The sequence below is a fragment of the Pseudomonas sp. GW821-FHT07B01 genome (assembly GCF_059419065.1).
Window position 1 is genome coordinate 122,603 of sequence record NZ_JBWKRA010000010.1, and the last position, 25,432, is coordinate 148,034.

Below are 25,432 nucleotides of genomic sequence, written 5' to 3' on the forward strand. Positions count from 1 at the left end.
ATGACCACGTCCACTGCAATTGCCCGACTCAACGCTGCCGACCCGGATTTCGCCCATCATCTGGATCATCTGCTGAGCTGGGAAAGCGTGTCCGACGACTCGGTCAACCAGCGGGTGCTCGACATCATCAAGGCCGTGCGTGAGCGCGGTGATGCTGCGCTGGTGGACTTCACCCGCCAGTTCGACGGCCTGGACGTGCAGTCCATGGCTGACCTGATCCTGCCGCGTGAACGCCTGGAGCTGGCGCTGACGCGCATCACCGCACCGCAGCGCGAAGCCCTCGAAGTCGCTGCGGCGCGGGTACGCAGCTATCACGAAAAGCAGAAGCAGGACTCCTGGAGCTACACCGAGGCCGACGGCACTGTGCTGGGCCAGAAGGTCACGCCACTGGACCGCGCCGGTCTGTACGTGCCGGGCGGTAAGGCGTCGTATCCATCGTCGGTGTTGATGAATGCGATCCCGGCCAAAGTCGCAGGTGTGACCGAAGTGGTCATGGTGGTGCCGACCCCGCGAGGCGAAATCAACGAGTTGGTGCTGGCTGCCGCCTGCATCGCCGGTGTGGACCGTGTGTTCACCATCGGTGGCGCCCAAGCCGTTGCAGCGCTGGCCTATGGCACCGAAAGCGTGCCGAAGGTCGACAAAGTGGTCGGCCCCGGCAATATCTACGTCGCTACCGCCAAACGCCATGTGTTCGGCCAGGTCGGTATCGACATGATTGCCGGTCCTTCGGAAATCCTCGTGGTGTGTGACGGCCAGACCGACCCGGACTGGATCGCCATGGATCTGTTCTCCCAGGCGGAGCACGATGAAGACGCCCAGGCGATCCTGGTCAGCCCCGATGCCGAGTTCCTCGACAAGGTCGCCGCCAGCATCAATAAGCTGCTGCCGACCATGGAGCGTGCCGAGATTATCGAGAAGTCGATCAACGGCCGTGGTGCGCTGATTCTGGTGAGTGACATGGAGCAGGCCATTGAAGTGGCCAATCGCATCGCACCGGAGCACCTTGAGCTGTCCGTAGCGGACCCACAGGCCTGGTTGCCATCGATCCGTCACGCTGGGGCGATCTTCATGGGCCGTCACACCAGCGAAGCCCTGGGCGACTATTGCGCCGGCCCCAATCACGTGTTGCCAACCTCCGGCACTGCGCGTTTCTCGTCGCCGCTGGGGGTGTACGACTTCCAGAAGCGCTCGTCGATTATCTTCTGCTCGCCACAAGGCGCTTCCGAGCTGGGCAAGACCGCCTCGGTGCTGGCCCGTGGTGAATCCCTCAGCGCGCACGCACGCAGCGCTGAATACCGCATCGTTAAGGGAGCGTAAGGCATGAGCAAATTCTGGAGCCCTTTCGTCAAGGACCTGGTGCCTTACGTACCCGGCGAGCAACCGAAGCTGACCAAACTGGTCAAGCTCAACACCAACGAAAACCCCTACGGCCCATCGCCCAAGGCGCTGGCGGCAATGCAGGCCGAGTTGAACGACAACTTGCGCCTGTACCCGGACCCCAACAGCGACCTGCTCAAGCAGGCCGTGGCCAGGTATTACGGGATCGATGCCGGCAAGGTGTTCCTCGGCAACGGTTCTGACGAAGTCCTGGCGCACATCTTCCATGGCCTGTTCCAGCACGATCTGCCGCTGCTGTTCCCGGATATCAGCTACAGCTTCTACCCGGTGTACTGCGGCCTGTACGGCATTACGTTCGACGCGGTGCCACTGGACGAACAGTTCCAGATTCGGGCCGCTGACTATGCCAGGCCCAACGGCGGGATCATCTTCCCCAACCCTAACGCGCCCACCGGCTGCGTAGTGGCGCTGGACGCGGTGGAGCAGATCCTCAAGGCCAGCCCGGATTCGGTGGTGGTGGTCGATGAAGCCTATATCGACTTCGGCGGCGAAACTGCCATCAGCCTGGTCGACCGTTACCCGAACCTGCTGGTGACCCAGACCCTGTCCAAATCGCGCTCACTGGCCGGTTTGCGTGTGGGCCTGGCTGTGGGCCACCCAGACCTGATCGAGGCGCTGGAGCGGGTCAAGAACAGCTTCAACTCCTACCCGTTGGATCGGTTGGCGATTGTTGGCGCGGCGGCCGCGTTTGACGACCGTGAATACTTTGAGAAAACCTGCCAGTGGGTGATCGACAGCCGCAACCAGGTCGTCGCGCAATTGGAAGCTAAGGGATTCGAGGTGTTGCCATCGGCAGCGAACTTCATCTTCGCCCGTCACCCGCGGCATGGCGCTGCAGGACTGGCCGCCAAGTTGCGTGAGCAAGGGGTGATCGTGCGGCACTTCAAGCAGGAGCGGATTGCCCAGTTCCTGCGGATCAGCATCGGGACGCCGGAGCAGAACCAGGCGCTGATCGACGGGCTCGGCGAGCTCTGACAGACGCTGAAAATCAAATGTGGGAGCTGGCTTGCCTGCGATGACGGTGTAACAGTCGACCTATCTGTCGTTTGATACACCGCTATCGCAGGCAAGCCAGCTCCCACACTGATTTGCGTTTAGTCAGTTACAGCAGCGGCTCATCCGGCTTCTTGTTCTTCCAGCCATCATTGCCCGGCAGCAGCAAGTTCAAACCAATTGCCACCACCGCACACAGGGCGATGCCCTTGAGGCCGAAATCATCCGGGCCGGTGCCGGTACCCACCAGCACACCGCCAATCCCGAACACCAGGGTTACCGACACAATCACCAGGTTGCGCGCCTCGCCCAGGTCGATCTTGTGGCGAATCAGCGTGTTCATCCCCACCGCGGCAATCGAGCCGAACAGCAGGCACAGAATCCCGCCCATCACCGGCACCGGGATGCTCTGCAGCAGCGCGCCGAACTTGCCGATGAACGCCAGGCTGATGGCAAACACTGCCGCCCAGGTCATGATTTTCGGGTTGTAGTTCTTGGTCAGCATCACGGCGCCGGTCACTTCGGCGTAGGTGGTGTTCGGCGGGCCGCCAAACATGCCGGCAGCCGTGGTGGCGATACCGTCACCCAGCAGCGTGCGATGCAGGCCAGGCTTTTTCAGGTAATCGCGGCCGGTCACGCTGCCTACCGCAATCACACCCCCGATATGCTCGATCGCCGGGGCCAGGGCCACCGGGACGATAAACAGGATCGCCTGCCAGTTGAACTCCGGCGCGGTGAAGTGGGGCAGGGCGAACCAGGGGGCGGCGGCGATTTTCGCCGTGTCGACCACACCAAAGTAGAACGACATGGCAAAACCCACCAGCACGCCGGAAATGATCGGCACCAGGCGGAAAATGCCCTTGCCGAACACCGCCACGATCAAAGTGGTAAGCAGCGCTGGCATCGAGATCAGCATCGCCGTCTGATAGTGGATCAGCTCTGCACCGTCGCCAGACTTGCCCATGGCCATGTTGGCGGCAATCGGCGCCATGGCCAGGCCGATCGAGATAATCACTGGGCCAATCACCACGGGCGGCAGCAGCCGGTCGATAAAACCGGTGCCCTTGACCTTCACGGCCAGTCCCAGGAACGTATAAACGAAACCCGCCGCCATCACGCCGCCCATGGTCGCCGCCAGGCCGAACTGGCCCTTGGCGAGAATGATCGGGGTGATGAACGCGAAGCTCGATGCCAAAAATACCGGCACCTGCCGCCCTGTCACCACCTGGAACAGCAACGTGCCCAGGCCTGCGGTAAACAGCGCGACGTTTGGATCAAGACCTGTGATCAGCGGCATCAACACCAACGCGCCAAATGCTACGAAGAGCATTTGTGCGCCAGACAGGATCTGGCGCCAAAGCGGGTCGTTGAATTCATCCTGCATGCTCACGCGTCCTTCTGCTTGGTGCCGAAGATCTTGTCACCGGCATCGCCCAGGCCCGGAATGATGTAGCCGTGTTCATTCAGGCGCTCATCGATGGATGCGGTGTAGATCTGTACATCCGGATGGGCCTTCTCGACGGCGGCGATGCCTTCGGGCGCGGCCACCAGCACCATGGCGCGGATGTCCCGGCAACCGGCTTTTTTCAGCAGGTCGATGGTGGCGACCATGGAACTGCCGGTGGCGAGCATCGGGTCGATGATCATGGCCAGGCGCTCGTTGATTTCCGGGACGAGTTTTTCCAGGTAGGTGTGGGCCTGCAGTGTTTCTTCATTGCGGGCTACGCCCACGGCGCTGACCTTGGCACCCGGGATCAGGCTGAGTACACCTTCGAGCATACCGATACCGGCACGCAGGATAGGGACGACGGTAATTTTCTTACCGGCGATTTTCTCCACTTGTACGGGACCAGCCCAACCGGGGATCTCGTAGGTCTCCAGGGGCAAATCCTTGGTGGCTTCGTAAGTGAGCAACGCTCCGACTTCCTGAGCAAGCTCACGGAAGTTCTTCGTGCTAATGTCGGCACGGCGCATAAGGCCGAGTTTGTGTCGGATCAGCGGGTGGCGGATCTCGCGAGTGGGCATAGGAAAGGCTCCGGCGGCGGGCAAAAAAACCGGCCTAGATTAATCTATCCGAGGGTGTTGTCCTATAGACATCAAGTACGTTAGTCCATAAAGGCTTGATTGGAGCGCACGAGAAGCGTACCTTCGCCCGCTTTTCTTGCCACAGCACCCCCTTGGAGAGCGCCATGTCTGCTGATCTCGAGCATATCCGTCAAATCATGCACGAGGCTGACTGCCTGTACACCGAAGCGCAAGTCGAAGCAGCGATCGCCAAGGTTGGCGCGCACATCACCCGCGAAATGGCCGACACCAACCCGGTGGTCTTCTGCGTGATGAACGGTGGCCTGATCTTCGCCGGTAAATTGCTGACTCACCTGCAGTTCCCGCTGGAAGCCTCTTACCTGCACGCCACCCGCTATCGCAATGAAACCAGCGGCGGCGACTTGTTCTGGAAGGCCAAGCCGGAAGTGTCTTTCATCGACCGTGATGTGTTGATCATCGATGACATTCTCGATGAAGGTCACACCCTGGGCGCTATCATCGATTTCTGCAAACATGCCGGCGCACGCAAAGTGCACACCGCCGTGCTGATCGACAAAGACCACGACCGCAAGGCGCGCCCAGAGCTGAAAGCCGACTTTGTCGGGTTGCCGTGCGTCGACCGTTATATCTTCGGGTATGGCATGGACTACAAGGGCTACTGGCGTAATGCCAATGGCATCTACGCCGTTAAAGGGATGTAATCGGTAGACGCTGTTTGCCCAGCTGGCCGCGGGGGCTTGTTTCTCACCGCTTTCGAAGCCGGCGTCGCGCAGGTAGACTTCAAGCCCCGTGTAAATGTCTGCAGGCTGGAGTCGGTAATGCGTAAAGATAAGAAACAGGTGATTGGCGACGAAATCGGTGACGACCAGATCAAGTTGTTCCTGGACTTCGAGCCGGTTGATGCGACGTCGCCGTCCCTGCACAAACTGATCAAGGCCTATCGCGGCCTGCGTATCGACGACTTCGAGCGTTTCCTGGGCTTTTTCAAAGAAGCAGGCCTGGACCTGGACGGCAAGGACGAGCATGGCCAGACCTTCGTCGACCTGATCAAAGACCAGCGCAACGCCGCCGAATACATCGAGCTGATCGACAACGCCCGCGGCTGATTATCCGAGCCACAAAAAAACGCCCCGGCCTCATGAGAGGCCGGGGCGTTTCGCTTTCAACGGTAGGCGCGAGCTTGCTCGCGAAGAGCCTGAGAGCGCTGCGTTAATCCACTTGCGCTGCGTTATCGTTGACGTTTTTCGCGAGCGAGCTCGCTCCTGCAGGTTCCACCAGCTCCAGGCTGATGTTGTTCTGCGTGTTGAGCTTGCGATACAGCTCGGCGTCCGTCTCCAGCACTTTCTCGCGCGCCGGGAAGATCTCATGCAGCTTGGTAGCCCACTCACCGGCGGCTTTCTGCGGGAAGCAGCGCTCGATCAGCTCCAGCATGATCGAGACGGTGACCGAAGCACCAGGAGACGCGCCCAGCAGCGCTGCAAGCGAACCGTCCTTGGCAGCAACCAGTTCGGTGCCGAACTGCAGCACGCCGCCTTTCTTCGGATCTTTCTTGATGATTTGCACGCGCTGGCCGGCCACTTCCAGGCGCCAGTCTTCGGCTTTCGCCTCGGGGTAGAAGCGACGCAGGGATTCCAGGCGCTGTTCCATGGACTGGCGCACTTCGCTGACCAGGTACTTGGTCAGGTCCATGTTGTCGCGGGCCACGGCCAGCATCGGGCCGATGTTGCCGGCGCGAATCGACATCGGCAGGTCAAGGAACGAGCCGTGCTTGAGGAACTTGGTGGTGAAACCGGCGTATGGCCCGAACAGCAGGGATTTCTTGCCATCCACCACGCGGGTGTCCAGGTGCGGCACGGACATCGGCGGCGAGCCCACGGCAGCCTGGCTGTAGACCTTGGCCTGGTGCTGCTTGACCACTTCCGGGTTGTCGCAACGCAGCCACTGGCCGCTCACCGGGAAGCCGCCGAAGCCTTTGCTCTCTTCGATGCCCGAGGCCTGCAGCAACGGCAGCGCCGCACCGCCAGCGCCGAGGAACACGAACTTGGCATCGACGTCGCGGCTGTTACCGCTGTTGACGTCCTTGATGCTCACGGTCCAGCCTGCGCCGTTGCGCTTGAGGCCGGTTACGCGCTTGCAGTACTTGACTTGGGCGTCTGGCGAACTGGTCAGGTGGCTGAGCAGCTGATTGGTCAGGGCGCCAAAGTTGACGTCGGTGCCGTTCATCACACGGGTGGCGGCGATTTTTTCGTCGAGCGGGCGGCCCGGCATCATCAACGGCATCCACTCGGCCATTTCGCTGCGGTCTTCGGTGTAGTGCATGTCCGAAAACGCGTGGTGCTGGCTGAGGGTCTCAAAGCGCTTCTTGAGGAAGGACACGCCTTTGTCGCCCTGCACGAAGCTCAGGTGCGGCACCGGGCTGATGAACGACCTGGACGAGCCAAAGGTGCCTTTTTTGGTCAGGTAAGCCCAGAACTGCTTCGACACCTCGAACTGGGTGTTGATGTGCACGGCTTTCTTGATGTCGATGGAGCCATCGGCGGCCTGCGGCGTGTAGTTCAGCTCACACAGCCCGGCGTGGCCGGTACCGGCGTTGTTCCACGGGTTGGAACTCTCCGCGGCACCCGAATCCATCAGCTCAACGACTTCCAGCGTGAGGCCGGGGTCGAGCTCTTTGAGCAGTACGGCCAGGGTGGCACTCATGATGCCGGCCCCTACCAGAACTACGTCGACTGCTTCGTTATGCGCCATTTAACGCGTCTCCAAAATCTGCAGCACCAAATTGACGGCATGGCTGCCAGGAGTGACGGGGCGGTTCACGTGTTGCCCCAGGTTACCCATGGCCAGGATCGCCATGTCCGTTTCGCAATTCTTTGCAACTTCAGCACACGCTTCCTGCCGGGCTAATCTGCCTATGAACGCATTCATGGGCGCCTGTGGCAATTCGACTTATGGTCAAAGCGTGCGATTCGTGCAACCAATCCGTAGCGGACAGGCTCAAGCTCCGGTTTTTGAGGAAGGCTCGATCCTGTGTAATTGGGCTGACCCAGACGCTGATGGTGCTTGTACAAACGCCAAACTATTCATTTGCTCGCCACACTCTTGTGAAGTTGTGAAAACCCGTTTTTTCACGCTCTTTTGAAGACGTGAACCTCAAAAAAGGGCTGCCCCAGCCTGGCACCTGGCCCGTAAACCTCTGCCGACACGCGGCAAAACGGGCAAACAACTCAAGTGGCCGAGCGCAATGGCAGCTCTGGCAGATTCGATAAAAGACGGGGTGGTTTGCAAAGGAAACAGCAAGCACGCCAGCTTCACTCGATCTGTGTGGGCGGCTCTCTGTGGGCGATTTTGGGGGCTAATGCCTGGGCATTAACGATGCTGCGGGGCCCGATCAGGAGACGTCCTTATAATCGGGGGGAGATTGTAGCGAAGAACGCCAAGGAAATGGGCGTGTTTTATGACTTTTATTCGAGTCCCGGTCAGGAGGCCAACGCTTGCCGATGTTGTGCGCGAAAAACCTGCGGGCTGACCCGGGCGCTGGCCGGCAGTGGGCGGTGCATCCAGCCCAGGTGAGTCTCGGTCACTTCCACCCAGCCTTCACCGACGGGCGGCAGGCTGCACTGCTTGAATGCCTGGCAATGGCCTTTGGCATCGAGCAAGGCAAAGTGACGATGGCGGGTGTGTGACATGAACAGGGTCGTGAGAAGGCGCATGGCTGTGTACCTGGTGTGTTACATGCTTGAAGGTTGCCAGTGTGGCATGACACTGGGGTGACGAATTTATGCGAATTTGTAATTTGCACCGGGGCTTCAGCCGTCGTTCAGGATCGCTGGTGAGTGGCGCGCGTGCACCGTTATACTGGCGACCTGTCTGCACCTAGTCCTGGAGAAATGCGATGTTGCAACGCCTGTTGTTCGGTTTGATCACTGTGACCAGTTTGACCCTTGTCGGCTGCGCCAACAGCCCGCAACAACTCAGCCCGCAACCTAAAGTCACCGCGCAGTTGGCTGCGGTAGGCCACGGCCAGCCGGTGTCGGTACGCGTGGTTGACGGTCGTCCGTCGCCAACCCTGGGTTCGCGTGGCGGCCTGTATCCTGAGACCGCACTGATTTCGGTGAACGGTCAGGATGTGTTGCCCAAGTTGCAGGCCCAGGCTGAAGCCGCTGTGCGTTTGCTGGGCTTTACGCCGACCAACTCGCCAGGCGTGCCGCAACTGACCGTGACCCTGGCCGAGCTTAAATACCAGTCGCCCAAAGACGGCCTGTATGTGACCGAGGCTTCCATCGGCGCCACCTTCAAGTCTGACGTCAGTGCCGGCACCCGCCGTTACAGTGGCCGCTACGCCGCCTCGCTCAACCAGCGTTTCGGCATGTCGCCCAACCAGGAAACCAACACCAAGCTGGTCAGCGACGTGCTCAGCGATGCCCTGACCCGCCTGTTCAAAGACCCAAGCATCGGTCAACTGCTCAGCGCGCAGTAAGCCGCTCACAAAAAAACCGGGCTCATCGCTGTGCCCGGTTTTTTTTATGCCTGTGGTTTTGTCATGCCGCCGTATCGACATAAAAGTCCAGCATGCTCACGCCGGTGAGCACATCCAGCTCCGGCAGATCGGCATGCTGGTGCCCGCCGAGGGCGCAATACACCAGCCAATGGCGGTCCTGAACGTTGAACGCGAGGCTGCCGATCAGCGCCTCCTGTTCATCACTCTGGGCGATCAGATACAGCCGATCCTGGTTTTGCGCATGCAACATGACAAGCTCCTCAAGCGTCGAAGGGCAACAGAGTGGCTTGTTAAGGTGACGTTCAGGTGACGGCGTAAATTACTGGATACATTAGCCGTCCATGGGGAAGGAGCATTTAAGGCGCAGGAGGCGACTGTCGTTCAGGTGTGTATCTGGACTGATACCCGAACACTGGTTCACCGAGGTTTGCGATGGCGCTGCCCGCACTGCTCATTAATATTGTTGCCCTGTTGGTTGCCTGCTCGGGCGCCTGGGTGCTGTTCATCACCCGCCTGCATGCACAGCGTGCGATGGCCGACCTGGCCCTGCGCAGCGAAGAGCGCGCTATCGACCAGCCGATGCTGTTTCTGGATACACGCACCGAACGGGCGCATCGCCTGGCGTACCGCGTCGGGTTCGCCTGCCTTGGCTTGGCCCTGGCCATCTCCTGGCTCAGCACCCACTTCTAATTCCACTGCAAAACCAAATGTGGGAGCGGGCTTGCCCGCGAAGGCGGTGTATCAGCCGCTGAATCTTTAACTGACCCACCGCTATCGCAGGCAAGCCAGCTCCCACACTGGCCATGTACTGCCCACAGAATCAGCGCCTGCCCCATATCCCCTGTGGGCTCACATATTTGGGTTGGTGTTTATAGAGGGATCCCAGCCTTGACTCGGTATTGGTTGCGTACCGGCGTCGCATACTGCACCACCAGATAAGGCCGCTGCTCCGCCGGGCACTCGTTCAAGCGCCGCTCCCATTCCGCCTTGGCCTTGGCCAGCTCATCGGCAGGGAATACGTCCGCCGCCTTGGGCACCTGCAATTGCGGGTCGGCGTCACTCCACTGCGCATATGCCAGGTAGTGCACCGGGAACAACCGATAGCCGCCCAGGATCTGCCGGTCCATTTCCACGGCCAGCAGCTTGGTGTCTTCGAAACGCTCGGTGATCGGCGGCGCAAAGTTCACGTGCACCCGGCCTTTATAGCCGGTAATGCCCAGGGCAATGCTCACATCATCCTCGCCCGGTGCCTTGCTGTAGGTACCGGTGGTGGCGCGGATATATAACTCGCGGGCTTTGGCGGCATCGCAAGGGTCGTACTCGTAGCTGATGGACACCGGCGTCAGGTTCAACGACTGGATGACCTCGGCAAATGGCTCGTCCTTGCGGCTGACGTGGAACATCTTGAGGATCGCCGATTCGGTACGGTCATCGCCATCCTTGGCCCGGCCTTCAGCCTGGGCAATCCAGATCGACTGGCAGTCGTTGCGGATCGAATGGTTAATGTAGGCCGACAGCAGGTTGTAAGCCGCCATTTTCTCCTTTCGCCCGGTGATCGAACGGTGCACGATGAAGCTCTTGTTCAGGCGCATCAGGTCGCTGACAAACGGCTTTTGCAGCAGGTTGTCGCCGATGGCGATGCGCGGCGTCGGCAGGCCGGCGTGGTACACGGCGTAGTTGACGAAGGCCGGGTCCATCACGATGTCGCGGTGGTTGGCCAGGAACAGGTAGGCGGTGCCGGATTTCAGTTGCTCGACGCCGGTATAGGTCACGCCGTCGGTCGCCCGGTCAATGGTGTGGTCAACGTAGTACTCGACCTTGTCCTGCAGCGTGGCCACGGTGGTGACGCCAGCGAACTCACGGCGCAGTTTGCGCGCGATCATTGGCTTGAGCAGCCAGCCCAGGGCGCCTGCAAAGCGCGGGAAGCGGAAGTGGGTCAGGATGTCCAGAAAGGCCTTGTCACTGAACAGGCGCGCCAGCACTGCCGGGACTTCGCTGTCGTTGTAAGGTCGGATGGTATCGAATTCGCCCATCATGCTCTCTTGTTAGAAACGGCTAGGGTAAGTAAAAGGAAATGTCAGGGTGCGGTCCGAATAAGGGGCCGGCCAAGAATAGCCCTGTAAATAGACCGGCGATTATACGCACAAGTCACCTGGGAGACTGCGATGCTCGAAACTGCGCTGTACGATTGTCCTTATTGTGGCGAAGAGGTCGAGACAACGGTGGATTTGTCCGGTGGTGACCAGACCTATATAGAAGACTGCCAAGTGTGTTGCCGGCCGATCACATTCGACCTGCAAGTTCATGGTGAAGAGTGGATGCTTGAAACCCGCAGCGAAAATGAATAATGCGCAGCGGGAACGAATAAAAAGGTACGCCCATGCAGCGAATCTACGAACCGGAAAACCTCATGGAGGGCGAGTTGCTGCAGCAGATGCTTGCCAGTGAAGGCATCGAGGCGCACCTGGTGGGACGCCATTTGCTCGGCGGCACGGGCGAGTTGCCGATATTCGGCTTGCTGGGGCTGGAGGTTGATAACGACCAGGCTGCCTGTGCCCGCGAGCTGATCACTGCCTATATCGGCGCGCAACCGTTGCCCGGCGACGAACCCGACAGCTTCCCCGACGTATTGGTCTGTTAGGCTGTCGGTCGGTTTACCCCAAGAGTCGTGTTGCCCCATGTGTGGACGTTATGCCCTGTTTCGCTGGAACCCTGCCTTTGCTGCCTTGCCCGGCTTCCCCGCGGACCAGCAGGCCCAGTGGAACATCTCACCCAATGATTCGGTGCTGATCCAGCGCCTGAGCGAAGGCCAGCTCACCCTGGCGCGTGCCCGTTGGGGCCTTACGCCGCCTTGGCTGACAGACCTGTCGCGTACCCCAGCCCATGCCCGCGCCGAAACCCTGGCCGAACAACCGATGTTCCGTGAAGCGTTCCGCCAGCGCCGCTGCCTGCTGCCGGCCAACGGTTTCTACGAATGGCGCGGCACCCAGCGCAAGCGCCCGTATTGGCTCACGCCGGGGGAGGGCTCCACGTTGTTCTTTGCCGCAGTGTGGGAAGCGTATCCGGTGCAGGAGCAGGTATGGCTGAGTACGGCGGTGGTTACCCAAGCGGCGCAAAGTCAGCGCCGGCCATTGATCCTGGACGCGGCAGGGCAGGCCGCCTGGCTCGACCCCGAGACACCGCTGCATGTATTGCAGAGCCTGCTGGCGGCTGAGCCTGCCGTGCTGCGCGAGCGGGTGCTGGCCAATATGGTCAACGATCCGAAGCTCAATGGGCCCGAGTGCCTGACCCCGGCGTGAGCTTTGCCAGTCCGGTCGCGTTCGGATGTATCTGAAATTCAGCGGTTAAACGTCTGGTGTATCTGGCGCAGATACCAATGACCGCCTACGATACGCGCCATGTTTTCAGGGAGCGTGTTCATGAAGAAGTCATTGGTGGTAAGCGGTTTGGTTGCAGCGATGCTGCTGGCGGGTTGTCAGTCGGTCAATACCACCAGCGGCGGCGCCGTTGGGGTGGAGCGCAAGCAGTACATGTTCAGCATGCTGTCGAGCCAGGAAGTCGACCAGATGTATGCCCAGTCTTATCAGCAGACCCTGGGTGAAGCCAGCAGCAAAGGGGTGCTGGACAAGACCAGCGCCAACGCCAAGCGCGTGCAGGCCATTGCCAAACGCCTGATCGCCCAGGCTCCGACTTTCCGCGCGGATGCGGCCCAGTGGAACTGGGACGTGAACCTGATCAAAAGCGATGAGATGAACGCCAACTGCGGGCCTGGCGGCAAGATCCTGGTGTACAGCGGCTTGATCGACAACCTCAAGCTCACCGATGACGAGCTGGCTGCCGTGATGGGTCATGAAATCGCCCACGCCCTGCGTGAACACGGCCGCGAAGCCATGTCCAAGGCCTACGGTATCCAGATGGCCAAGCAGGGCGCCGGGGCAATATTCGGTCTCGGCCAGGACAGCCTGGCACTGGCCGATACCGTGGCCAACTACGGCATGACCTTGCCCAACAGCCGCAGCAATGAAAACGAAGCCGACCTGATCGGCCTGGAACTGGCCGCCCGCGCTGGCTACAACCCGAACGCGGCCATCACCTTGTGGAACAAGATGGCCAAGGCTTCGGAAGGCGCACCGCCGGAATTCATGAGCACGCACCCGGCTTCCGACAGCCGCATCGCATCCTTGCAGGCGGCGATTCCGAAGGTGATGCCGCTCTACCAGCAGGCCAAGAAGTCCTGACCCTGTAGGAGCGAGCTTGCTAGCGAAAAACTCACCGGCACCGCGTTTATTCAGGCAGCACGCGTTATCGTTGACGTTTTTCGCGAGCAGTGATCGGTTTACAGCCAGCCGCTGCTTTGCATGGCCTTGTACACCGCAATAATCGCCAGCACGAAGAACGCCGTAGCCGCCAAGCGACGAATCAAGGTCAGCGGCAGTTTCTCCGCGGCAAAATTCCCCGCCAGCACCACCGGCACGTTGGCAATCAACATGCCCAGGGTGGTACCGATAATCACCAGCCACAGTTCCGGGTATTGCGCCGCCAGCATCACCGTGGCGATCTGGGTCTTGTCACCGATTTCGGCGAGGAAGAACGCAATCAAGGTGGTCAGGAAGGGCCCGAACTTACGGGTGGTACTGGCTTCGTCATCATCGAGTTTGTCCGGCACCAGGGTCCACAGCGCCGTGGCGCAGAAGCTCGCGGCGAGGATCCAGTGGAGCACCGCATCCGAGAAGAAACTCCCGAACCAGGCGCCCACGGCACCGGCCGCCGCATGGTTGGCCAGGGTCGCGGCGACGATGCCGGCGATGATTGGCCAGGGCTTGCGAAAGCGAGCAGCAAGGATGAGTGCGAGCAGTTGCGTCTTGTCGCCGATTTCGGCCAAGGCAACGATTGCGGTAGGAACGAGTAGTGAATCCAGCATCAGGTAGTTTCCAGGGGCGGGTCGACACGGCTATGACACGTACAGCCTTCCCGCCCCGGGTAAGGTGTGCGTGTCATAGGTCTTGTCAAACCCCGGTCCGTCTGTGCGGACTCCTGGGTCGCATACGCCATGGTCTGCTGACCAAGTATGTTGACGTATGCCGGACGAGCATGGCTCGTGGGAGACTACTCCCCTAGGACGCTGCGGATTCTGCCTAGGCAAAACCCATTCGGCAAGCGTTCTTTTTCAAACGTCAGTCAGGGGCGCTTGGCGCGGTAAATGCGAAAACCATTGCCTTCGGCCTTGATTGCGCAGATGCCCAAATGCTCTTCGATCAGTGGCTGGTACTTCAGGAAGCTATTGGCAACCAGGCGAAGTTCGCCACCTTTTGCCAGGTGTTTCGCTGCTTTTCGCAGCAGATTCTCCGTGGCGAAATAGTCGGTGTGCACGCCGACATGGAACGGTGGGTTGCTCAAAATCGCGTTCAAACCCATGGGCGCGGCGTCGATACCGTCACCGGTCAACACATCAGCTTCCAGGCCGTTCGCTGCCAGCGTCAAGCGACTGCTGGCGGCGGCGAAGGCATCCACATCCAGCATCGTCACCGTGTTATGCGGGTAGCGGCGTTTGACCGCAGCCCCCAGTACGCCAGCGCCGCAACCGAAATCGAGCAGGTTGCCGCTGGGCAACTTGTCCAAGTGCTCCAGCAACAACTCGGTGCCGCGGTCCAGGCGACCATGGCTGAACACCCCTGGCAAGCTCACCACCTTCAGCGGGCCTTCGGCCAGCGGTACGTCGAAGACCTGCGCCAGGCTCTCAAGCTCCACGGCTTGCGGCGCGTTAGCGACGGTGACCTGCCATAGTTGGCAATGCCGTGCGCTATCGAGCTTGCGCGGTTTGCCGAACGGAACCATCTGCTTGGCGGCACTTTCGATACCCCCCTTTTTCTCGCCCACCAGAAACAGCTCAGCGCCAGGCAGGCGCGCGGCCACGGCGTTGAGCAGGTAGTCGGTGAGGTCTTTGGACTTGGGCAGGAAAATCACCGCCGCATCAAAGGCGCGCTCGGGCACTGTCACGCCAAACTGGCTGCGTTCGGCGAAGCGCGCATCGAGCGCCGCCTGGTCACCGGCATGCCAGCACCAGCCGTGGGCATTGGGCAGGCGCCCAAGTAAATCGTCGGCAGGCAAACCTACGAGCAGCAGGTTGCCTTGAAAAAGTTCGGCCTGTCGAAGCAGTACTTCACTGCGCGGATCCATAGTCTGCTCCTTGAAAAGGGGCGCAGTTTATCAACTGACGACGCGCAGCGGGGCGCCGTTGAAAAAGCCCTGGGCGTTTTCCGTGAGCTGGCCAACGATACGCTGCCGTGCTTCGCGACTGCCCCAGGCGTTGTGGGGCGTGACGATCAAGCGTGGAATGTCTCCCGCCAGCAGCGGATTCCCAGTGACTGGCGGCTCGACACTCAACACGTCAGTCGCCGCGCCGCCAAGATGACCACTGCGCAGCGCGTCGGCCAGGGCCTGTTCATTGATCAAGCCACCGCGTGCGGTGTTGACGATAAACGCGCCGGGCTTGAGCAGCGCCAGTTCACGGGCGCCGATAAAGTCGCGGGTGTGTTCATTGAGTGGGCAATGCAGGGTCAGCGCATCGACCTGGGTCAGCAATTCGTCCAGCGGCACACGGTCGGCGCGGGCAGGGCGCCCAGGTATCGCGCCGAGCATCACGCGCATGCCGAACGCTTCGGCCAGGCGTGCCACGGCACTGCCCAATTCACCATGGCCGAGCAGGCCGAGGGTTTTGCCTTCCAGTTCGACGATCGGATGGTCCAGCAGGCAAAACTGTTTGGCCTGCTGCCATTTGCCAGCGGCCACATCCTGTTGGTAATCCTTCAAGCGCGTGGCGAGGTTGAGCAGCAGCATGATCGTATGTTGTGCCACCGACGGCGTGCCATAGCCCTGGCAGTTGCTCACGGTGATGCCGTGGGCGCGGGCCGCTTCAAGGTCGATATTGTTGGTGCCGGTGGCCGATACCAGGATCAGTTTGAGCTCGGGGCAGGCCGCCAGGGTTTGCGCCGTGAGCGGGATTTTATTGCTGATGGCGACTTGGGCGCCCTGCAAGCGCTCCAGCACATTTTCTGGCGTGGTCTGTTCAAACAACTGAAGCTGGCTGAAGCAGTCATGCAAACCGCTGAGGTCGAGGTCGCCCAAGTCCAGGGAAGGGTGGTCGAGGAAGACGGCGCGGCGATTGTTCATGATCAACTGTACCTTTTGCGACGAGGTTCGAAGGCGTAATCTGCCGAGCCTATCAGATGAAATAATCAGTTACTTAATGGAGTGAGCATGTACGTCGCCGAGTTTTTGACCGTAGCCTTGATTCACTTGTTGGCAGTGGCGAGCCCCGGCCCGGATTTCGCCGTGGTGGTGCGTGAAAGCGTGACCCACGGCCGCCGTGCCGGAACCTGGACGGCCTTGGGCGTCGGTTCGGCGATTTTCCTGCATGTGGGTTACTCGTTGCTGGGTATCGGCTTGATCGTGTCCCAGTCCATTGTGTTGTTCAATGCGTTGAAGTGGGCCGCAGCCGCGTACCTGCTTTACATTGGCTTCAAGGCCCTGCGCGCCCAGCCGGCCAAGCCTGCGGCCGAGGGCGAGTTGCACCGTGAAGCGGGCGAGCGCACCCCACGCGGCGCGTTTACCGCAGGTTTTGTGACCAATGGCTTGAACCCCAAGGCCACGCTGTTCTTTCTGTCGCTGTTCACCGTAGTGATCAACCCGCACACGCCGCTGGCAGTGCAGGCCGGTTATGGGGTGTACCTGGCGGTGGCGACTGCGTTGTGGTTTTGCCTGGTGGCCATGTTGTTCAGCCAGCAGCGCGTGCGCGCCGGGTTTGCAAAGATGGGTCATTGGTTTGATCGGACCATGGGCGCGGTGTTGATTGCCATCGGGGTGAAACTGGCCTTTACCAGCATGAAATAATCACCTTTCTCAAGTGAGCACAATCCAGATGTGGGAGCGGGCTTGCTCGCGAATGCGGTGCTTCAGTCAAAGATATACGGGCTGACACTACGCATTCGCGAACAAGCCCGCTCCCACATTGGGTCTCATTAGGTCCTCGGTAATGGCGTAACGCTAGCATTTACTGGCCCCTGCAAATCATTCCTTTGGCTGATTTGGCTGAAACATAAGCGCTCTACAGTGCAGGTCTTCAAGCCAAGACCGTGCAGTCATTAAAGGGATTCTTATGTTGCAGACCCGTGTTATCCCGCCCGCCGAAGGTGCGTACCAATACCCGCTGTTGATCAAGCGCCTGTTGATGTCCGGGACTCGCTACGAGAAAACCCGGGAAATTATCTATCGCGACAAGCTGCGCTATAGCTACCCGACGCTGATCGAGCGCGTCGCTCGCCTGGCCAATGTGCTGACCGAAGCCGGGGTCAAGGCCGGTGACACGGTGGCGGTGATGGACTGGGACAGCCACCGTTACCTGGAGTGTATGTTCGCCATCCCGATGATCGGCGCGGTGATTCACACTATCAACGTGCGCCTGTCGCCAGAACAGATTCTGTACACCATGAACCACGCCGAAGACCGCTTTGTGCTGGTCAACAGTGAGTTCGTGGGGCTCTACCAGGCGATTGCCGGGCAACTCACTACCGTCGACAAGACCTTATTGATTACCGATGGTGACACCCACACCGCCGAGCTACCCAACCTGGTAGGTGAGTACGAAACCCTGCTGGCCGCCGCCAGCCCCACCTATGACTTCGAAGATTTCGACGAAAACTCGGTCGCCACCACTTTCTATACCACCGGCACCACCGGTAACCCCAAGGGTGTGTACTTCACCCATCGGCAACTGGTGCTGCACACCATCGGCGTGGCGACCATCATGGGCAGCGTCGACAGCGTGCGGCTGCTGGGCACCAACGATGTATATATGCCGATCACGCCGATGTTCCACGTGCACGCCTGGGGCTTGCCGTATGTGGCGACCATGCTCGGGCTCAAGCAGGTGTACCCCGGCCGCTACGACCCGGAATACCTGGTGGAACTGTGGCGAAAGGAGAAGGTGACGTTCTCCCACTGTGTGCCGACCATCCTGCAAATGGTGCTCAACGCCAAGGCTGCGCAGAACGTGGATTTCGGCGGTTGGAAAATCGTCATCGGCGGCAGCGCGCTGAATCGTTCGCTGTACGAAGCCGCCAAGGCCCGAGGCATTCAACTGACCGCTGCATATGGCATGTCCGAGACCGGGCCGCTGGTATCCTGCGCTCACCTCAATGATGAGTTGATGGCTGGCAGCGAAGATGAGCGCACCACCTACCGCATCAAGGCCGGTGTGCCGGGGCCGTTGGTCGAAGCGGCAATCATGGACACCGACGGTCGCTTCCTGCCCGCCGATGGCGAAACCCAGGGCGAACTGGTGCTGCGCGCGCCGTGGCTGACCGAGGGTTACTACAACGAGCCGCACAAGGGCGCCGAGCTATGGGCCGGTGGCTGGTTGCACACCGGTGATGTAGCTACGCTGGATGCCTTCGGCGTGATTGATATCCGTGATCGCATCAAGGATGTGATCAAGACCGGCGGCGAATGGATCTCCTCCCTTGCCCTCGAAGACCTGGTCAGCCGTCACCCCGCCGTACGGGAAGTGGCGGTGGTAGGCATCGCCGATCCGCAATGGGGCGAGCGCCCCTTCGCCTTGTTGGTAGTGCGCGAAGGGCATGTGATCGATGCGCGAGAGCTCAAGGAACACCTCAAGCCTTTTGTCGAGCTGGGCCATTTGAGCAAGTGGGCGATCCCGAGCCAGATCGCCGTTGTTACTGAAATTCCCAAGACCAGCGTCGGCAAGCTCGACAAGAAACGTATCCGTGTCGACATCATCGAATGGCAGGCCAACAACAGCACGTTCCTGTCCACGCTCTAAACCCTCTCGCCGCGCCCGTTCGGGCGCGGCAATGCTCTATATCAAGCCTTTACTTGTGATTTGCCGAATTTCAGCCATCCTTCCCGCGTCGACCTTCGTCGGCGTGGCGAAAGGGTTGTGGCAGATAGGTTGGTGATGCAAATCACACTTTAGAGGGATCAAGCACTACCCCCCTCTGGCTATAGTCCCTTTCAGAGTTTTTCGCGGATGTTGCGCTTCGAGCCATGGAGGCTCGGTGGCGATGCGGCATTGGAATCGTTGTATCCCGGCCGTTACATCTGAAGAAAGGGCTCACTGCCATAACAATAAAATATGCACATGGAGTAGCGTCGATGACCTCAGTAAACCAGTTCTGGCGCCGGGCAAGACTGCCCTTGGCCGTCAGCCTCGCTTCTACGCTCGCCGGGCCGGCATTCGGCGTCAGTTTCAACATTGGTGAAATCGAAGGGAGCTTTGACTCGTCGCTTTCCGTGGGGGCGAGCTGGTCCACGGCCAAACCCAATCGTGACCTGATCGGTGCCAACAACGGCGGCAAGGGCCTGTCCCAGACCTCCGATGACGGCCACCTAAACTTCAAGCGCGGCGAGACCTTCTCGAAGATCTTCAAGGGCATCCACGACCTGGAACTGAAGTACGGCGACACCGGTGTGTTTGTGCGGGGCAAGTACTGGTACGACTTCGAACTCAAGGACGAAAGCCGTCCGTTCAAGGACATCAGCGACAACAACCGCAAGGAAGGCGCCAAGTCTTCGGGCGGGCAGATTCTCGATGCATTCGTCTACCACAACTATTCGATTGCCGATGCGCCGGGTTCCGTGCGTTTTGGTAAGCAAGTCGTGAGCTGGGGCGAAAGTACCTTCATCGGCGGCGGCATCAACTCCATCAACCCGATCGACGTGTCGGCGTTTCGTCGTCCGGGGGCCGAGATCAAGGAAGGCTTGATCCCGGTGAACATGTTCTATGTGTCCCAGACGCTCACCGACAACCTGTCGGCCGAGGCGTTTTACCAGCTGGAATGGGACCAGACCGTGACCGATAACTGCGGCACGTTCTTCTCGCAGCCGGACGTGATCTCCGATGGTTGCAGCAACAACCTGCGGGTACTGAACAAGCGTTCCACCATTCCTGCCGCCGCCCTGCCGACTCTGGGTGCCTTGGGTGTGGACGTGAACAGCGAAGGCGTGCTGGTGCGCCGCGGTCCGGACCGTGATGCACGCGACAGCGGCCAGTTCGGCGTGGCCATGCGCTACAACTTCGAACCGCTGGATACCGAATTCGGCGCCTACTTCATGAACTACCACAGCCGTGCGCCGATCTTCAGCGCGCAGGGCGCGCCATCGGCGGCCTACACGCGTCCGCTGGGGCCACTGGGGGCCTTGCGACCGTTGATCGTGGCGGGTAGCTCGAACTACTTCGTCGAGTACCCGGAAGATATTCGCCTCTACGGCCTGAGCTTCTCCACCACCTTGCCTACCGGCACCGCCTGGAGCGGTGAGTTGAGCTACCGTCCGAATGCGCCGGTGCAGTTGAGCACCACTGACATTCTGTTCGCCGGTGTCACGCCGATCCCCGGCTTTGGCAATGCGTCCGTGCTCAAGGGCACGCCGGGCCAGGACCTGCACGGCTACAACCGCAAGGAAGTCACCCAGTTCCAGACCACCTTCACGCACTTCTTCGACCAGGTCATGGGCGCCAGCCGCCTCACCACCGTCGGTGAAATCGGCGTGACCCACGTGGGTGGCCTGGAAAGCAAATCCCAGGCTCGTTACGGCCGCGACCCGGTGTTCGGCCCAGGCTCGCTGCCAGGTGGGTTCTGCAACGCCCTCAACAACTCCACCGCCAACGGCGCCGGCTTGCCCAACGCTGCTGGTCTGAACACCAATTGTAATAACGACGGCTATACCACCGCAACGTCCTGGGGCTACCGCGCCCGTGCCATCTGGGAATACCCGGACGTGTTCGCAGGCGTGAACCTCAAGCCCAACGTGGCCTGGTCCCATGACGTCAAAGGTTACTCGCCAGGCCCAGGCGGCAACTTTGAAGAAGGTCGCAAGGCGGTCAGCCTGGGCCTGGATGCCGAATACCAGAACACCTACACCGCGAGCCTGGCGTACACCAACTTCTTTGGTGGCAAGTTCAGCACCGTGGATGACCGCGACTTTGTCGCCTTGAGCTTCGGCGCCAACTTCTAAGCACACTCTTTTCAAGTGGCATGTATTCAGGAAGACCAGAGCATGAAAATAACAAAAAGTCTGTTGCACGTGGGTGTGCTTGGGCTGTCGATCCTGGCGAGTAACGTCATGGCGGCAGTCTCGGCAGATGAAGCCGCCAAGCTCGGCACGACCCTGACCCCGATGGGCGCCGAGATGGCCGGTAACGCGGCCGGCACCATTCCTAAATGGTCGCCATTGCCGACGAATGCCGGCGCGGTGGACGCCCGTGGTTTCCTCGCCAACCCGTATGCCAGCGAGCAACCGCAGTTCACCATCACCGCGCAGAACGTCGAGCAGTACAAAGACAAGCTGGCCCCCGGGCAATACGCGATGTTCAAGCGTTACCCGGACAGCTTCAAGATGCCGGTGTACCCGACCCATCGCGGCGCCACCGTGCCGGCCGAGGTGTTTGCCTCGATCAAGAAAAACGCCACCACCACCAACCTGGTGTCCGGCGGCAACGGCCTGGAAAACTTCGAAACCGCCGTCCCGTTCCCGATTCCCAAGAGCGGCGTCGAGGTTATCTGGAACCACATCACCCGTTACCGCGGCGGCAGCGTGACCCGCCTGGTTACCCAGGCCACCCCGCAAACCAACGGTTCCTATAGCTTGGTGTACTTCCGCGATCAGTTCGTGTTCCGCGACAAGATGAAGGACTTCGATCCGAAAAACCCAGGCAACGTGCTGTTCTACTTCAAGCAGCAAGTGACTGCGCCAGCGCGCCTGGCCGGTGGTGTACTGCTGGTGCACGAAACCCTGGACCAGGTCAAAGAGCCGCGTTCGGCCTGGGTCTACAACGCCGGGCAGCGCCGTGTGCGTCGGGCGCCGCAAGTGTCCTATGACGGGCCGGGTACTGCCGCCGATGGCCTGCGCACCTCCGACAACCTCGACATGTACAACGGTGCGCCGGACCGCTACGACTGGAAGCTGGAAGGCAAGAAAGAAATCTATATTGCCTCCAACAGCTACAAGATCGACGATCCCAAGCTCAAGTACGCCGACATCATCAAGGCTGGCCACATCAACCAGGACCTGGCTCGCTACGAGCTGCGCCGTGTCTGGCACGTGGTCGCCACCTTGAAGGAAGGCCAGCGTCACATCTACGCCAAGCGTGACTTCTACATCGACGAAGACACCTGGCAGGCAGCGGTGATCGACCACTACGACGGTCGTGGCCAACTGTGGCGCGTCGCCGAGGCCCATGGCGAGAACTACTACGACAAGCAAGTGCCGTGGTACGCCCTGGAAACCCTCTACGACCTGCAGTCCGGCCGCTACCTGGCCCTGGGCATGAAGAACGAAGAGAAGCAGGCCTATGACTTCGGCTTCACCGCCAGCACCAGCGACTTCACCCCAGCCGCCCTGCGCCAGGACGGTGTTCGCTAACCTCTGCTGATGCTCTCTGAATGATCGCTCCCACGCTCTGCGTGGGAGTGCTTCCTGTGACGCTCTGCGTCACGCCTCAAAAGTCGACGCGCAGCGTCGAAGTCTGCATTCCCACGCAGAGCGTGGGAACGATCATTCCTGGATGGGCGCGTTTTTTTTTGTGCTTCGCGAGCAAGCTCGCTCCTGCTTCTTGCTTGGCGGCTGGAAGGGATATTTCTTGTCGCAGTTCTTTTTCAGTCATTTGTTGCAAAGATCTACAATCCCGCCGCTTTTACCGCTAGTCTGCGGAAATCTGCAATGCCGACAACAGCCTTCTACAAGAGCCCGGCGATGACTGATCTGTCCCGAACCCATGGGCCTGCCAGTGTGGTGATGCCGACCCTGGAAGGCCGCTTTTACCGGCCCCCGCTGCCTGACGGCTACGTGCTGCGCCCGCGCCTGTGCGAACGGCTGAATGCGGGCCTTGATGGGCGACTGTTGCTGGTCAGCGCGCCCGCGGGGTTTGGCAAGAGTTCGTTGGCGGTGGAGTTCTGCCAGGGCTTGCCTGCCCAGTGGCAAAGCCTGTGGCTGGGCCTGAGCCCTCGGGACAGCGACCCCGGCCGTTTCCTGGAGCGGCTGCTCGACGGCTTGCAACAGTATTTCCCGCAACTCGGCGCCCAATCCCTGGGGTTGCTGAAAATGCGCCAGCGTCACCAACCCTTTGCCTTCGAAGAATGGCTCGATGGCCTGCTCGACGAACTGGCCGTGCACCTGTCTGCACGTTCGCCGTTATTGCTGGTGCTGGATGACTATCACTTGGCCCAAGGCCCGGTGCTGGATCGCTGCCTGCAGTTTTTTCTCAATCATTTGCCTGATGGCCTGGTGGTGCTGGTCACCAGCCGGCAGCGTCCGGACTGGCACCTGGCACGCCTGCGCCTGTCGCGGCACCTGTTGGAACTGCATGAGCAAGACCTGCGCCTGACCCATGACGAATCCCTGGCGGTGCTCGATGGACACGGCAACGCATTGCGCGGTGAGGCGTTGGAAAACCTGATCCGCCGTAGCGAGGGCTGGGTCGCCGGCCTGCGTTTCTGGTTGTTGGCGGCCTCCGAAGCCGGCAGTGAGGGCGCCTTGCCCCAAAGCCTGCACGGTGGCGAAGGGCTGATTCGCGATTACCTGCTCGAAGAAGTCATCGACTGCCTGCCCGCAGAAGTGCAAGCGTTCCTGTATGACACCGCACCGCAGGAGCGCTTTTGCAGCGAATTATGCGACGCCGTCCGCGAGGCCCATGACAGCGCAGAAATCCTGCGCTATTTGCAGGCTCATCAAGTGTTCCTGGTGCCTTTGGATGAGCAAGGCCATTGGTACCGCTACCACCATTTGTTCTCCGACCTGCTGCGCACCCGCCGCGAGAAAAGCGCTACCTTGCCGCCGGCCAGCTTGCACTTGCGCGCCTGTCGCTGGTTTAACGCCCAGGGCTTGATCGACGAGGCTGTGGAGCAGGCGCTGCGGGCCGGGCATCTGGATGTGGCGGCTAACCTGGTGCAGAACCTGTCCGAAGAGCAACTGTTGGCGGAGCAGAACATCGGCATGCTGCTGCGCTGGAAGATGGACCTGCCCGACAGCCTGCTGATCAGCACGCCGCGTTTGATCGTGCTGTACAGCTGGGCGCTGGGGCTCGCATGCCAATTGGATGCAGCGCAGGAGCTGTCCAGCTACCTCAGCCGCTTCCTGCCGGCGCCATCGGCCACCGCGCAAAAATCCATGTTGGCCCAATGGTTGGCGCTGAGCGGGATTATTGCCCGTGGGCGCGGAGACCGTGAGCTGACCCAGCGCTATTGCAACGAAGCGTTGGAAAGCTTGCCGCAAAAGCGTTACGGCCAGCGCCTGATGTGCCTCTCGACCCTGTCCAACCTGGCGATCGTCGATGCCGACCTGTGGCGCGCTCGTGGCCTGAACCGCGAATCGTTGGAGCTGGCGCAGCGCGTCGGTAACCCCTTGTTTGAAGCCTTGGCCCATTACGACCGGGCGCGGGTGCTGCAGGCGCGGGGTGAGATCCTGCGTTCCCTGGATGAAGCCCGCCAGGGCCTTGAGCGCCTGCATGGGCTGGCGCCCCAGCGCCTGTATGCCGTGCGCGCACGGCTGTCGCTGTACGAGGGGTACCTGCTGCTGGTGCGTTACCAGCCCGAAGCCGGCCTGGCGCGTTTGCGCGCCGGCCTGGCCGAGGCCCGTGCCTGCCGCGATATCAGCGTGCTGATCGGGCACTGCGTCATCGCCAGCTTCGAAGGGCGGCGTGGGGAGTTTGCCCATGCTTTTGCCGAACTGGCCGAGGCCGAACGCTTGATGCACATCTGGGATGTGCCGCCGATCTATTACCTGGCGATGATCACCCTGATCAAATGCGAGTTGTGGCTGGCCCAGGGGCGCACTGACCTGGCCGACGCCTGGCTGGCCCGCCTGGGGCAGACCTACAACGGCGAGCACGCCGCGGCCGCCCCCGAGTTTCATCCGCACCTGCCGCAACATATCGAGCTGCAACAAGCCGCGCTCGATGCCACGCGCCATCAGCCCGACAGTGCGCTGCAACGCCTGGAAGCGTTGGCCCAACAGGCCCATGACAGTGGGCGCCAGATGATTGCCCTGATGGCGCTGGTCCAGCAGGTGCAGTTACTTCTGGATAATGGCCAGGAGGCCAAGGCCCGGCCGGTATTCGCCCGTGCCCTGGAAGCCGGTTCGGGCGGTGCGTTGCAGCCGTTTCAACGGTTGTTGGAGGGTTATCCGCAGTGGATGCGCGAGCAGTTGGGCAAGGATCCTCATGGACTGCTCAACCAGGGCTTGCTGGCGTTGCTGCCCCAAGTCAGCGCAGTTGAAGCCGCACCTCAACAGGAAACCCTCAGCACCCGAGAGCTGGCGGTGCTGCAACTGATTGCCCAAGGCTGTTCAAACCAGGAAATCAGCAACCAGTTGTTCATCTCTCTGCACACGGTGAAGACCCACGCCAGCCACATCAACAGCAAGCTCGGCGTGGAGCGTCGTACCCAGGCAGTAGCGCGGGCCAAGGCCATGGGCTTGTTGGCCTGA

25 protein-coding genes and 1 riboswitch are annotated in these 25,432 nt (G+C 60.6%); of the genes, 15 read left to right on the plus strand and 10 right to left on the minus strand.

Annotated features, from left to right (window positions below; genetic code table 11):
- Together hisD and hisC are read left to right on the plus strand one after the other, a co-directional pair.
- Entirely contained in the window at window positions 1-1,317 is a 1,317-nt protein-coding gene (gene hisD / locus AC07S6_RS13545; RefSeq protein WP_072434184.1) for a histidinol dehydrogenase, read from the plus strand.
- A 3-nt stretch (window positions 1,318-1,320) separates the two neighbouring features.
- Window positions 1,321-2,373 carry a histidinol-phosphate transaminase gene (hisC, locus tag AC07S6_RS13550; protein WP_495112475.1) on the plus strand — a complete coding sequence of 351 codons (1,053 nt, stop codon included), beginning with the start codon at window positions 1,321-1,323 and terminating at the stop codon, window positions 2,371-2,373.
- 127 nt (window positions 2,374-2,500) lie between these two features.
- Here hisC and AC07S6_RS13555 read toward each other — a convergent pair whose 3' ends face one another.
- Together AC07S6_RS13555 and upp are read right to left on the minus strand one after the other, a co-directional pair.
- Entirely contained in the window at window positions 2,501-3,775 is a 1,275-nt protein-coding gene (locus AC07S6_RS13555) for a uracil-xanthine permease family protein (RefSeq protein ID WP_003188606.1), read from the minus strand.
- 2 nt (window positions 3,776-3,777) lie between these two features.
- The gene (gene upp, locus AC07S6_RS13560; RefSeq protein ID WP_003188608.1) at window positions 3,778-4,416 is read right to left on the minus strand and encodes a uracil phosphoribosyltransferase; all 639 of its coding nucleotides are present in this window, start codon (window positions 4,414-4,416) and stop codon (window positions 3,778-3,780) included.
- Between the two features lie 164 nt (window positions 4,417-4,580).
- Here upp and AC07S6_RS13565 point away from each other — a divergent pair, with 164 nt between their 5' ends.
- Both AC07S6_RS13565 and AC07S6_RS13570 read left to right on the plus strand, forming a co-directional pair.
- Window positions 4,581-5,138, plus strand: a complete 558-nt coding sequence (locus tag AC07S6_RS13565; protein WP_003188610.1) for a hypoxanthine-guanine phosphoribosyltransferase — start codon at window positions 4,581-4,583, stop codon at window positions 5,136-5,138.
- Between the two features lie 117 nt (window positions 5,139-5,255).
- Window positions 5,256-5,543 carry a PA4642 family protein gene (locus AC07S6_RS13570; protein WP_003188614.1) on the plus strand — a complete coding sequence of 96 codons (288 nt, stop codon included), beginning with the start codon at window positions 5,256-5,258 and terminating at the stop codon, window positions 5,541-5,543.
- A 103-nt stretch (window positions 5,544-5,646) separates the two neighbouring features.
- Here AC07S6_RS13570 and mqo read toward each other — a convergent pair whose 3' ends face one another.
- Both mqo and AC07S6_RS13580 read right to left on the minus strand, forming a co-directional pair.
- Window positions 5,647-7,185: a malate dehydrogenase (quinone) gene (gene mqo / locus AC07S6_RS13575; RefSeq protein WP_495112476.1), complete on the minus strand. Its 1,539-nt coding sequence runs from the start codon at window positions 7,183-7,185 to the stop codon at window positions 5,647-5,649.
- A 728-nt stretch (window positions 7,186-7,913) separates the two neighbouring features.
- Complete coding sequence (locus AC07S6_RS13580) at window positions 7,914-8,147, minus strand: hypothetical protein (RefSeq protein ID WP_495112477.1); 234 nt, start codon at window positions 8,145-8,147, stop codon at window positions 7,914-7,916.
- Window positions 8,148-8,329: 182 nt separating this feature from the next.
- Between AC07S6_RS13580 and AC07S6_RS13585 the strand changes: the two genes are divergently transcribed.
- Window positions 8,330-8,914, plus strand: coding sequence for a YajG family lipoprotein (locus AC07S6_RS13585; protein WP_034126321.1), 585 nt, complete (start codon window positions 8,330-8,332; stop codon window positions 8,912-8,914).
- 61 nt (window positions 8,915-8,975) lie between these two features.
- Here the strand turns inward: AC07S6_RS13585 and AC07S6_RS13590 are convergent, their stop codons facing one another.
- On the minus strand, window positions 8,976-9,185 hold the full coding sequence (locus tag AC07S6_RS13590; RefSeq protein WP_014716947.1) for a hypothetical protein: 210 nt from the start codon (window positions 9,183-9,185) through the stop codon (window positions 8,976-8,978).
- A 182-nt stretch (window positions 9,186-9,367) separates the two neighbouring features.
- Between AC07S6_RS13590 and AC07S6_RS13595 the strand changes: the two genes are divergently transcribed.
- A complete protein-coding gene (locus tag AC07S6_RS13595) occupies window positions 9,368-9,625 on the plus strand; it encodes a GNAT family N-acetyltransferase (RefSeq protein WP_014716948.1) in 258 nt (85 codons plus the stop codon).
- A gap of 179 nt (window positions 9,626-9,804) precedes the next feature.
- Here the strand turns inward: AC07S6_RS13595 and AC07S6_RS13600 are convergent, their stop codons facing one another.
- Complete coding sequence (locus AC07S6_RS13600; RefSeq protein WP_495112478.1) at window positions 9,805-10,968, minus strand: 1-acyl-sn-glycerol-3-phosphate acyltransferase; 1,164 nt, start codon at window positions 10,966-10,968, stop codon at window positions 9,805-9,807.
- A 132-nt stretch (window positions 10,969-11,100) separates the two neighbouring features.
- On the opposite strand from AC07S6_RS13600, the gene AC07S6_RS13605 reads away from it, so the two are divergent.
- From AC07S6_RS13605 to AC07S6_RS13620, 4 genes are all read left to right on the plus strand, one after another.
- Window positions 11,101-11,283, plus strand: a complete 183-nt coding sequence (locus tag AC07S6_RS13605) for a CPXCG motif-containing cysteine-rich protein (RefSeq protein ID WP_014716950.1) — start codon at window positions 11,101-11,103, stop codon at window positions 11,281-11,283.
- Between the two features lie 32 nt (window positions 11,284-11,315).
- Window positions 11,316-11,576, plus strand: a complete 261-nt coding sequence (locus AC07S6_RS13610; RefSeq protein ID WP_032893538.1) for a putative signal transducing protein — start codon at window positions 11,316-11,318, stop codon at window positions 11,574-11,576.
- Window positions 11,577-11,613: 37 nt separating this feature from the next.
- Complete coding sequence (locus AC07S6_RS13615; protein WP_197880150.1) at window positions 11,614-12,234, plus strand: SOS response-associated peptidase; 621 nt, start codon at window positions 11,614-11,616, stop codon at window positions 12,232-12,234.
- Between the two features lie 120 nt (window positions 12,235-12,354).
- Entirely contained in the window at window positions 12,355-13,173 is an 819-nt protein-coding gene (locus AC07S6_RS13620; RefSeq protein ID WP_014716953.1) for a M48 family metallopeptidase, read from the plus strand.
- Between the two features lie 98 nt (window positions 13,174-13,271).
- Here AC07S6_RS13620 and AC07S6_RS13625 read toward each other — a convergent pair whose 3' ends face one another.
- The 3 genes from AC07S6_RS13625 to AC07S6_RS13635 all read right to left on the minus strand — a co-directional run bounded on the left by AC07S6_RS13625 (window position 13,272) and on the right by AC07S6_RS13635 (window position 16,108).
- Window positions 13,272-13,856: a TMEM165/GDT1 family protein gene (locus AC07S6_RS13625; protein ID WP_014716954.1), complete on the minus strand. Its 585-nt coding sequence runs from the start codon at window positions 13,854-13,856 to the stop codon at window positions 13,272-13,274.
- Between the two features lie 87 nt (window positions 13,857-13,943).
- Window positions 13,944-14,063: riboswitch (yybP-ykoY riboswitch) on the minus strand.
- 50 nt (window positions 14,064-14,113) lie between these two features.
- Window positions 14,114-15,112 (minus strand): methyltransferase, encoded by a 999-nt coding sequence (locus AC07S6_RS13630; protein ID WP_034126326.1) that lies wholly within the window; start codon window positions 15,110-15,112, stop codon window positions 14,114-14,116.
- Between the two features lie 30 nt (window positions 15,113-15,142).
- Complete coding sequence (locus AC07S6_RS13635) at window positions 15,143-16,108, minus strand: 2-hydroxyacid dehydrogenase (protein ID WP_495112493.1); 966 nt, start codon at window positions 16,106-16,108, stop codon at window positions 15,143-15,145.
- A gap of 84 nt (window positions 16,109-16,192) precedes the next feature.
- On the opposite strand from AC07S6_RS13635, the gene AC07S6_RS13640 reads away from it, so the two are divergent.
- The 4 genes from AC07S6_RS13640 to AC07S6_RS13655 all read left to right on the plus strand — a co-directional run bounded on the left by AC07S6_RS13640 (window position 16,193) and on the right by AC07S6_RS13655 (window position 22,372).
- The gene (locus AC07S6_RS13640) at window positions 16,193-16,825 is read left to right on the plus strand and encodes a LysE family translocator (RefSeq protein WP_014716957.1); all 633 of its coding nucleotides are present in this window, start codon (window positions 16,193-16,195) and stop codon (window positions 16,823-16,825) included.
- Between the two features lie 265 nt (window positions 16,826-17,090).
- The gene (locus AC07S6_RS13645) at window positions 17,091-18,773 is read left to right on the plus strand and encodes a fatty acid--CoA ligase (protein ID WP_089041368.1); all 1,683 of its coding nucleotides are present in this window, start codon (window positions 17,091-17,093) and stop codon (window positions 18,771-18,773) included.
- A gap of 332 nt (window positions 18,774-19,105) precedes the next feature.
- Window positions 19,106-20,965, plus strand: coding sequence for a DUF1302 domain-containing protein (locus tag AC07S6_RS13650; protein ID WP_495112479.1), 1,860 nt, complete (start codon window positions 19,106-19,108; stop codon window positions 20,963-20,965).
- 42 nt (window positions 20,966-21,007) lie between these two features.
- A complete protein-coding gene (locus AC07S6_RS13655) occupies window positions 21,008-22,372 on the plus strand; it encodes a DUF1329 domain-containing protein (RefSeq protein WP_014716959.1) in 1,365 nt (454 codons plus the stop codon).
- A 76-nt stretch (window positions 22,373-22,448) separates the two neighbouring features.
- Here the strand turns inward: AC07S6_RS13655 and AC07S6_RS13660 are convergent, their stop codons facing one another.
- Window positions 22,449-22,613: a hypothetical protein gene (locus AC07S6_RS13660; protein WP_197880153.1), complete on the minus strand. Its 165-nt coding sequence runs from the start codon at window positions 22,611-22,613 to the stop codon at window positions 22,449-22,451.
- Window positions 22,614-22,702: 89 nt separating this feature from the next.
- Between AC07S6_RS13660 and AC07S6_RS13665 the strand changes: the two genes are divergently transcribed.
- A complete protein-coding gene (locus AC07S6_RS13665) occupies window positions 22,703-25,432 on the plus strand; it encodes a winged helix-turn-helix domain-containing protein (RefSeq protein WP_495112494.1) in 2,730 nt (909 codons plus the stop codon).

What these genes read in the sequence shown, in the direction of transcription:
- AC07S6_RS13565 (WP_003188610.1), top strand. Translation starts at nt 4,581, where the DNA reads ATGTCTGCTGATCTCGAGCATATCCGTCAAATCATGCACGAGGCTGAC.
- AC07S6_RS13665 (WP_495112494.1), top strand. Translation starts at nt 22,703, where the DNA reads ATGACTGATCTGTCCCGAACCCATGGGCCTGCCAGTGTGGTGATGCCG.
- AC07S6_RS13555 (WP_003188606.1), bottom strand. Translation starts at nt 3,775, where the DNA reads ATGCAGGATGAATTCAACGACCCGCTTTGGCGCCAGATCCTGTCTGGC.
- AC07S6_RS13610 (WP_032893538.1), top strand. Translation starts at nt 11,316, where the DNA reads ATGCAGCGAATCTACGAACCGGAAAACCTCATGGAGGGCGAGTTGCTG.
- AC07S6_RS13590 (WP_014716947.1), bottom strand. Translation starts at nt 9,185, where the DNA reads ATGTTGCATGCGCAAAACCAGGATCGGCTGTATCTGATCGCCCAGAGT.
- hisC (WP_495112475.1), top strand. Translation starts at nt 1,321, where the DNA reads ATGAGCAAATTCTGGAGCCCTTTCGTCAAGGACCTGGTGCCTTACGTA.
- AC07S6_RS13640 (WP_014716957.1), top strand. Translation starts at nt 16,193, where the DNA reads ATGTACGTCGCCGAGTTTTTGACCGTAGCCTTGATTCACTTGTTGGCA.
- AC07S6_RS13625 (WP_014716954.1), bottom strand. Translation starts at nt 13,856, where the DNA reads ATGCTGGATTCACTACTCGTTCCTACCGCAATCGTTGCCTTGGCCGAA.
- AC07S6_RS13655 (WP_014716959.1), top strand. Translation starts at nt 21,008, where the DNA reads ATGAAAATAACAAAAAGTCTGTTGCACGTGGGTGTGCTTGGGCTGTCG.
- AC07S6_RS13645 (WP_089041368.1), top strand. Translation starts at nt 17,091, where the DNA reads ATGTTGCAGACCCGTGTTATCCCGCCCGCCGAAGGTGCGTACCAATAC.
- AC07S6_RS13570 (WP_003188614.1), top strand. Translation starts at nt 5,256, where the DNA reads ATGCGTAAAGATAAGAAACAGGTGATTGGCGACGAAATCGGTGACGAC.
- AC07S6_RS13585 (WP_034126321.1), top strand. Translation starts at nt 8,330, where the DNA reads ATGTTGCAACGCCTGTTGTTCGGTTTGATCACTGTGACCAGTTTGACC.
- AC07S6_RS13595 (WP_014716948.1), top strand. Translation starts at nt 9,368, where the DNA reads ATGGCGCTGCCCGCACTGCTCATTAATATTGTTGCCCTGTTGGTTGCC.
- AC07S6_RS13580 (WP_495112477.1), bottom strand. Translation starts at nt 8,147, where the DNA reads ATGCGCCTTCTCACGACCCTGTTCATGTCACACACCCGCCATCGTCAC.
- upp (WP_003188608.1), bottom strand. Translation starts at nt 4,416, where the DNA reads ATGCCCACTCGCGAGATCCGCCACCCGCTGATCCGACACAAACTCGGC.
- hisD (WP_072434184.1), top strand. Translation starts at nt 1, where the DNA reads ATGACCACGTCCACTGCAATTGCCCGACTCAACGCTGCCGACCCGGAT.
- AC07S6_RS13620 (WP_014716953.1), top strand. Translation starts at nt 12,355, where the DNA reads ATGAAGAAGTCATTGGTGGTAAGCGGTTTGGTTGCAGCGATGCTGCTG.
- AC07S6_RS13615 (WP_197880150.1), top strand. Translation starts at nt 11,614, where the DNA reads ATGTGTGGACGTTATGCCCTGTTTCGCTGGAACCCTGCCTTTGCTGCC.
- AC07S6_RS13630 (WP_034126326.1), bottom strand. Translation starts at nt 15,112, where the DNA reads ATGGATCCGCGCAGTGAAGTACTGCTTCGACAGGCCGAACTTTTTCAA.
- AC07S6_RS13650 (WP_495112479.1), top strand. Translation starts at nt 19,106, where the DNA reads ATGACCTCAGTAAACCAGTTCTGGCGCCGGGCAAGACTGCCCTTGGCC.
- AC07S6_RS13605 (WP_014716950.1), top strand. Translation starts at nt 11,101, where the DNA reads ATGCTCGAAACTGCGCTGTACGATTGTCCTTATTGTGGCGAAGAGGTC.
- AC07S6_RS13660 (WP_197880153.1), bottom strand. Translation starts at nt 22,613, where the DNA reads ATGACTGAAAAAGAACTGCGACAAGAAATATCCCTTCCAGCCGCCAAG.
- AC07S6_RS13600 (WP_495112478.1), bottom strand. Translation starts at nt 10,968, where the DNA reads ATGGGCGAATTCGATACCATCCGACCTTACAACGACAGCGAAGTCCCG.
- mqo (WP_495112476.1), bottom strand. Translation starts at nt 7,185, where the DNA reads ATGGCGCATAACGAAGCAGTCGACGTAGTTCTGGTAGGGGCCGGCATC.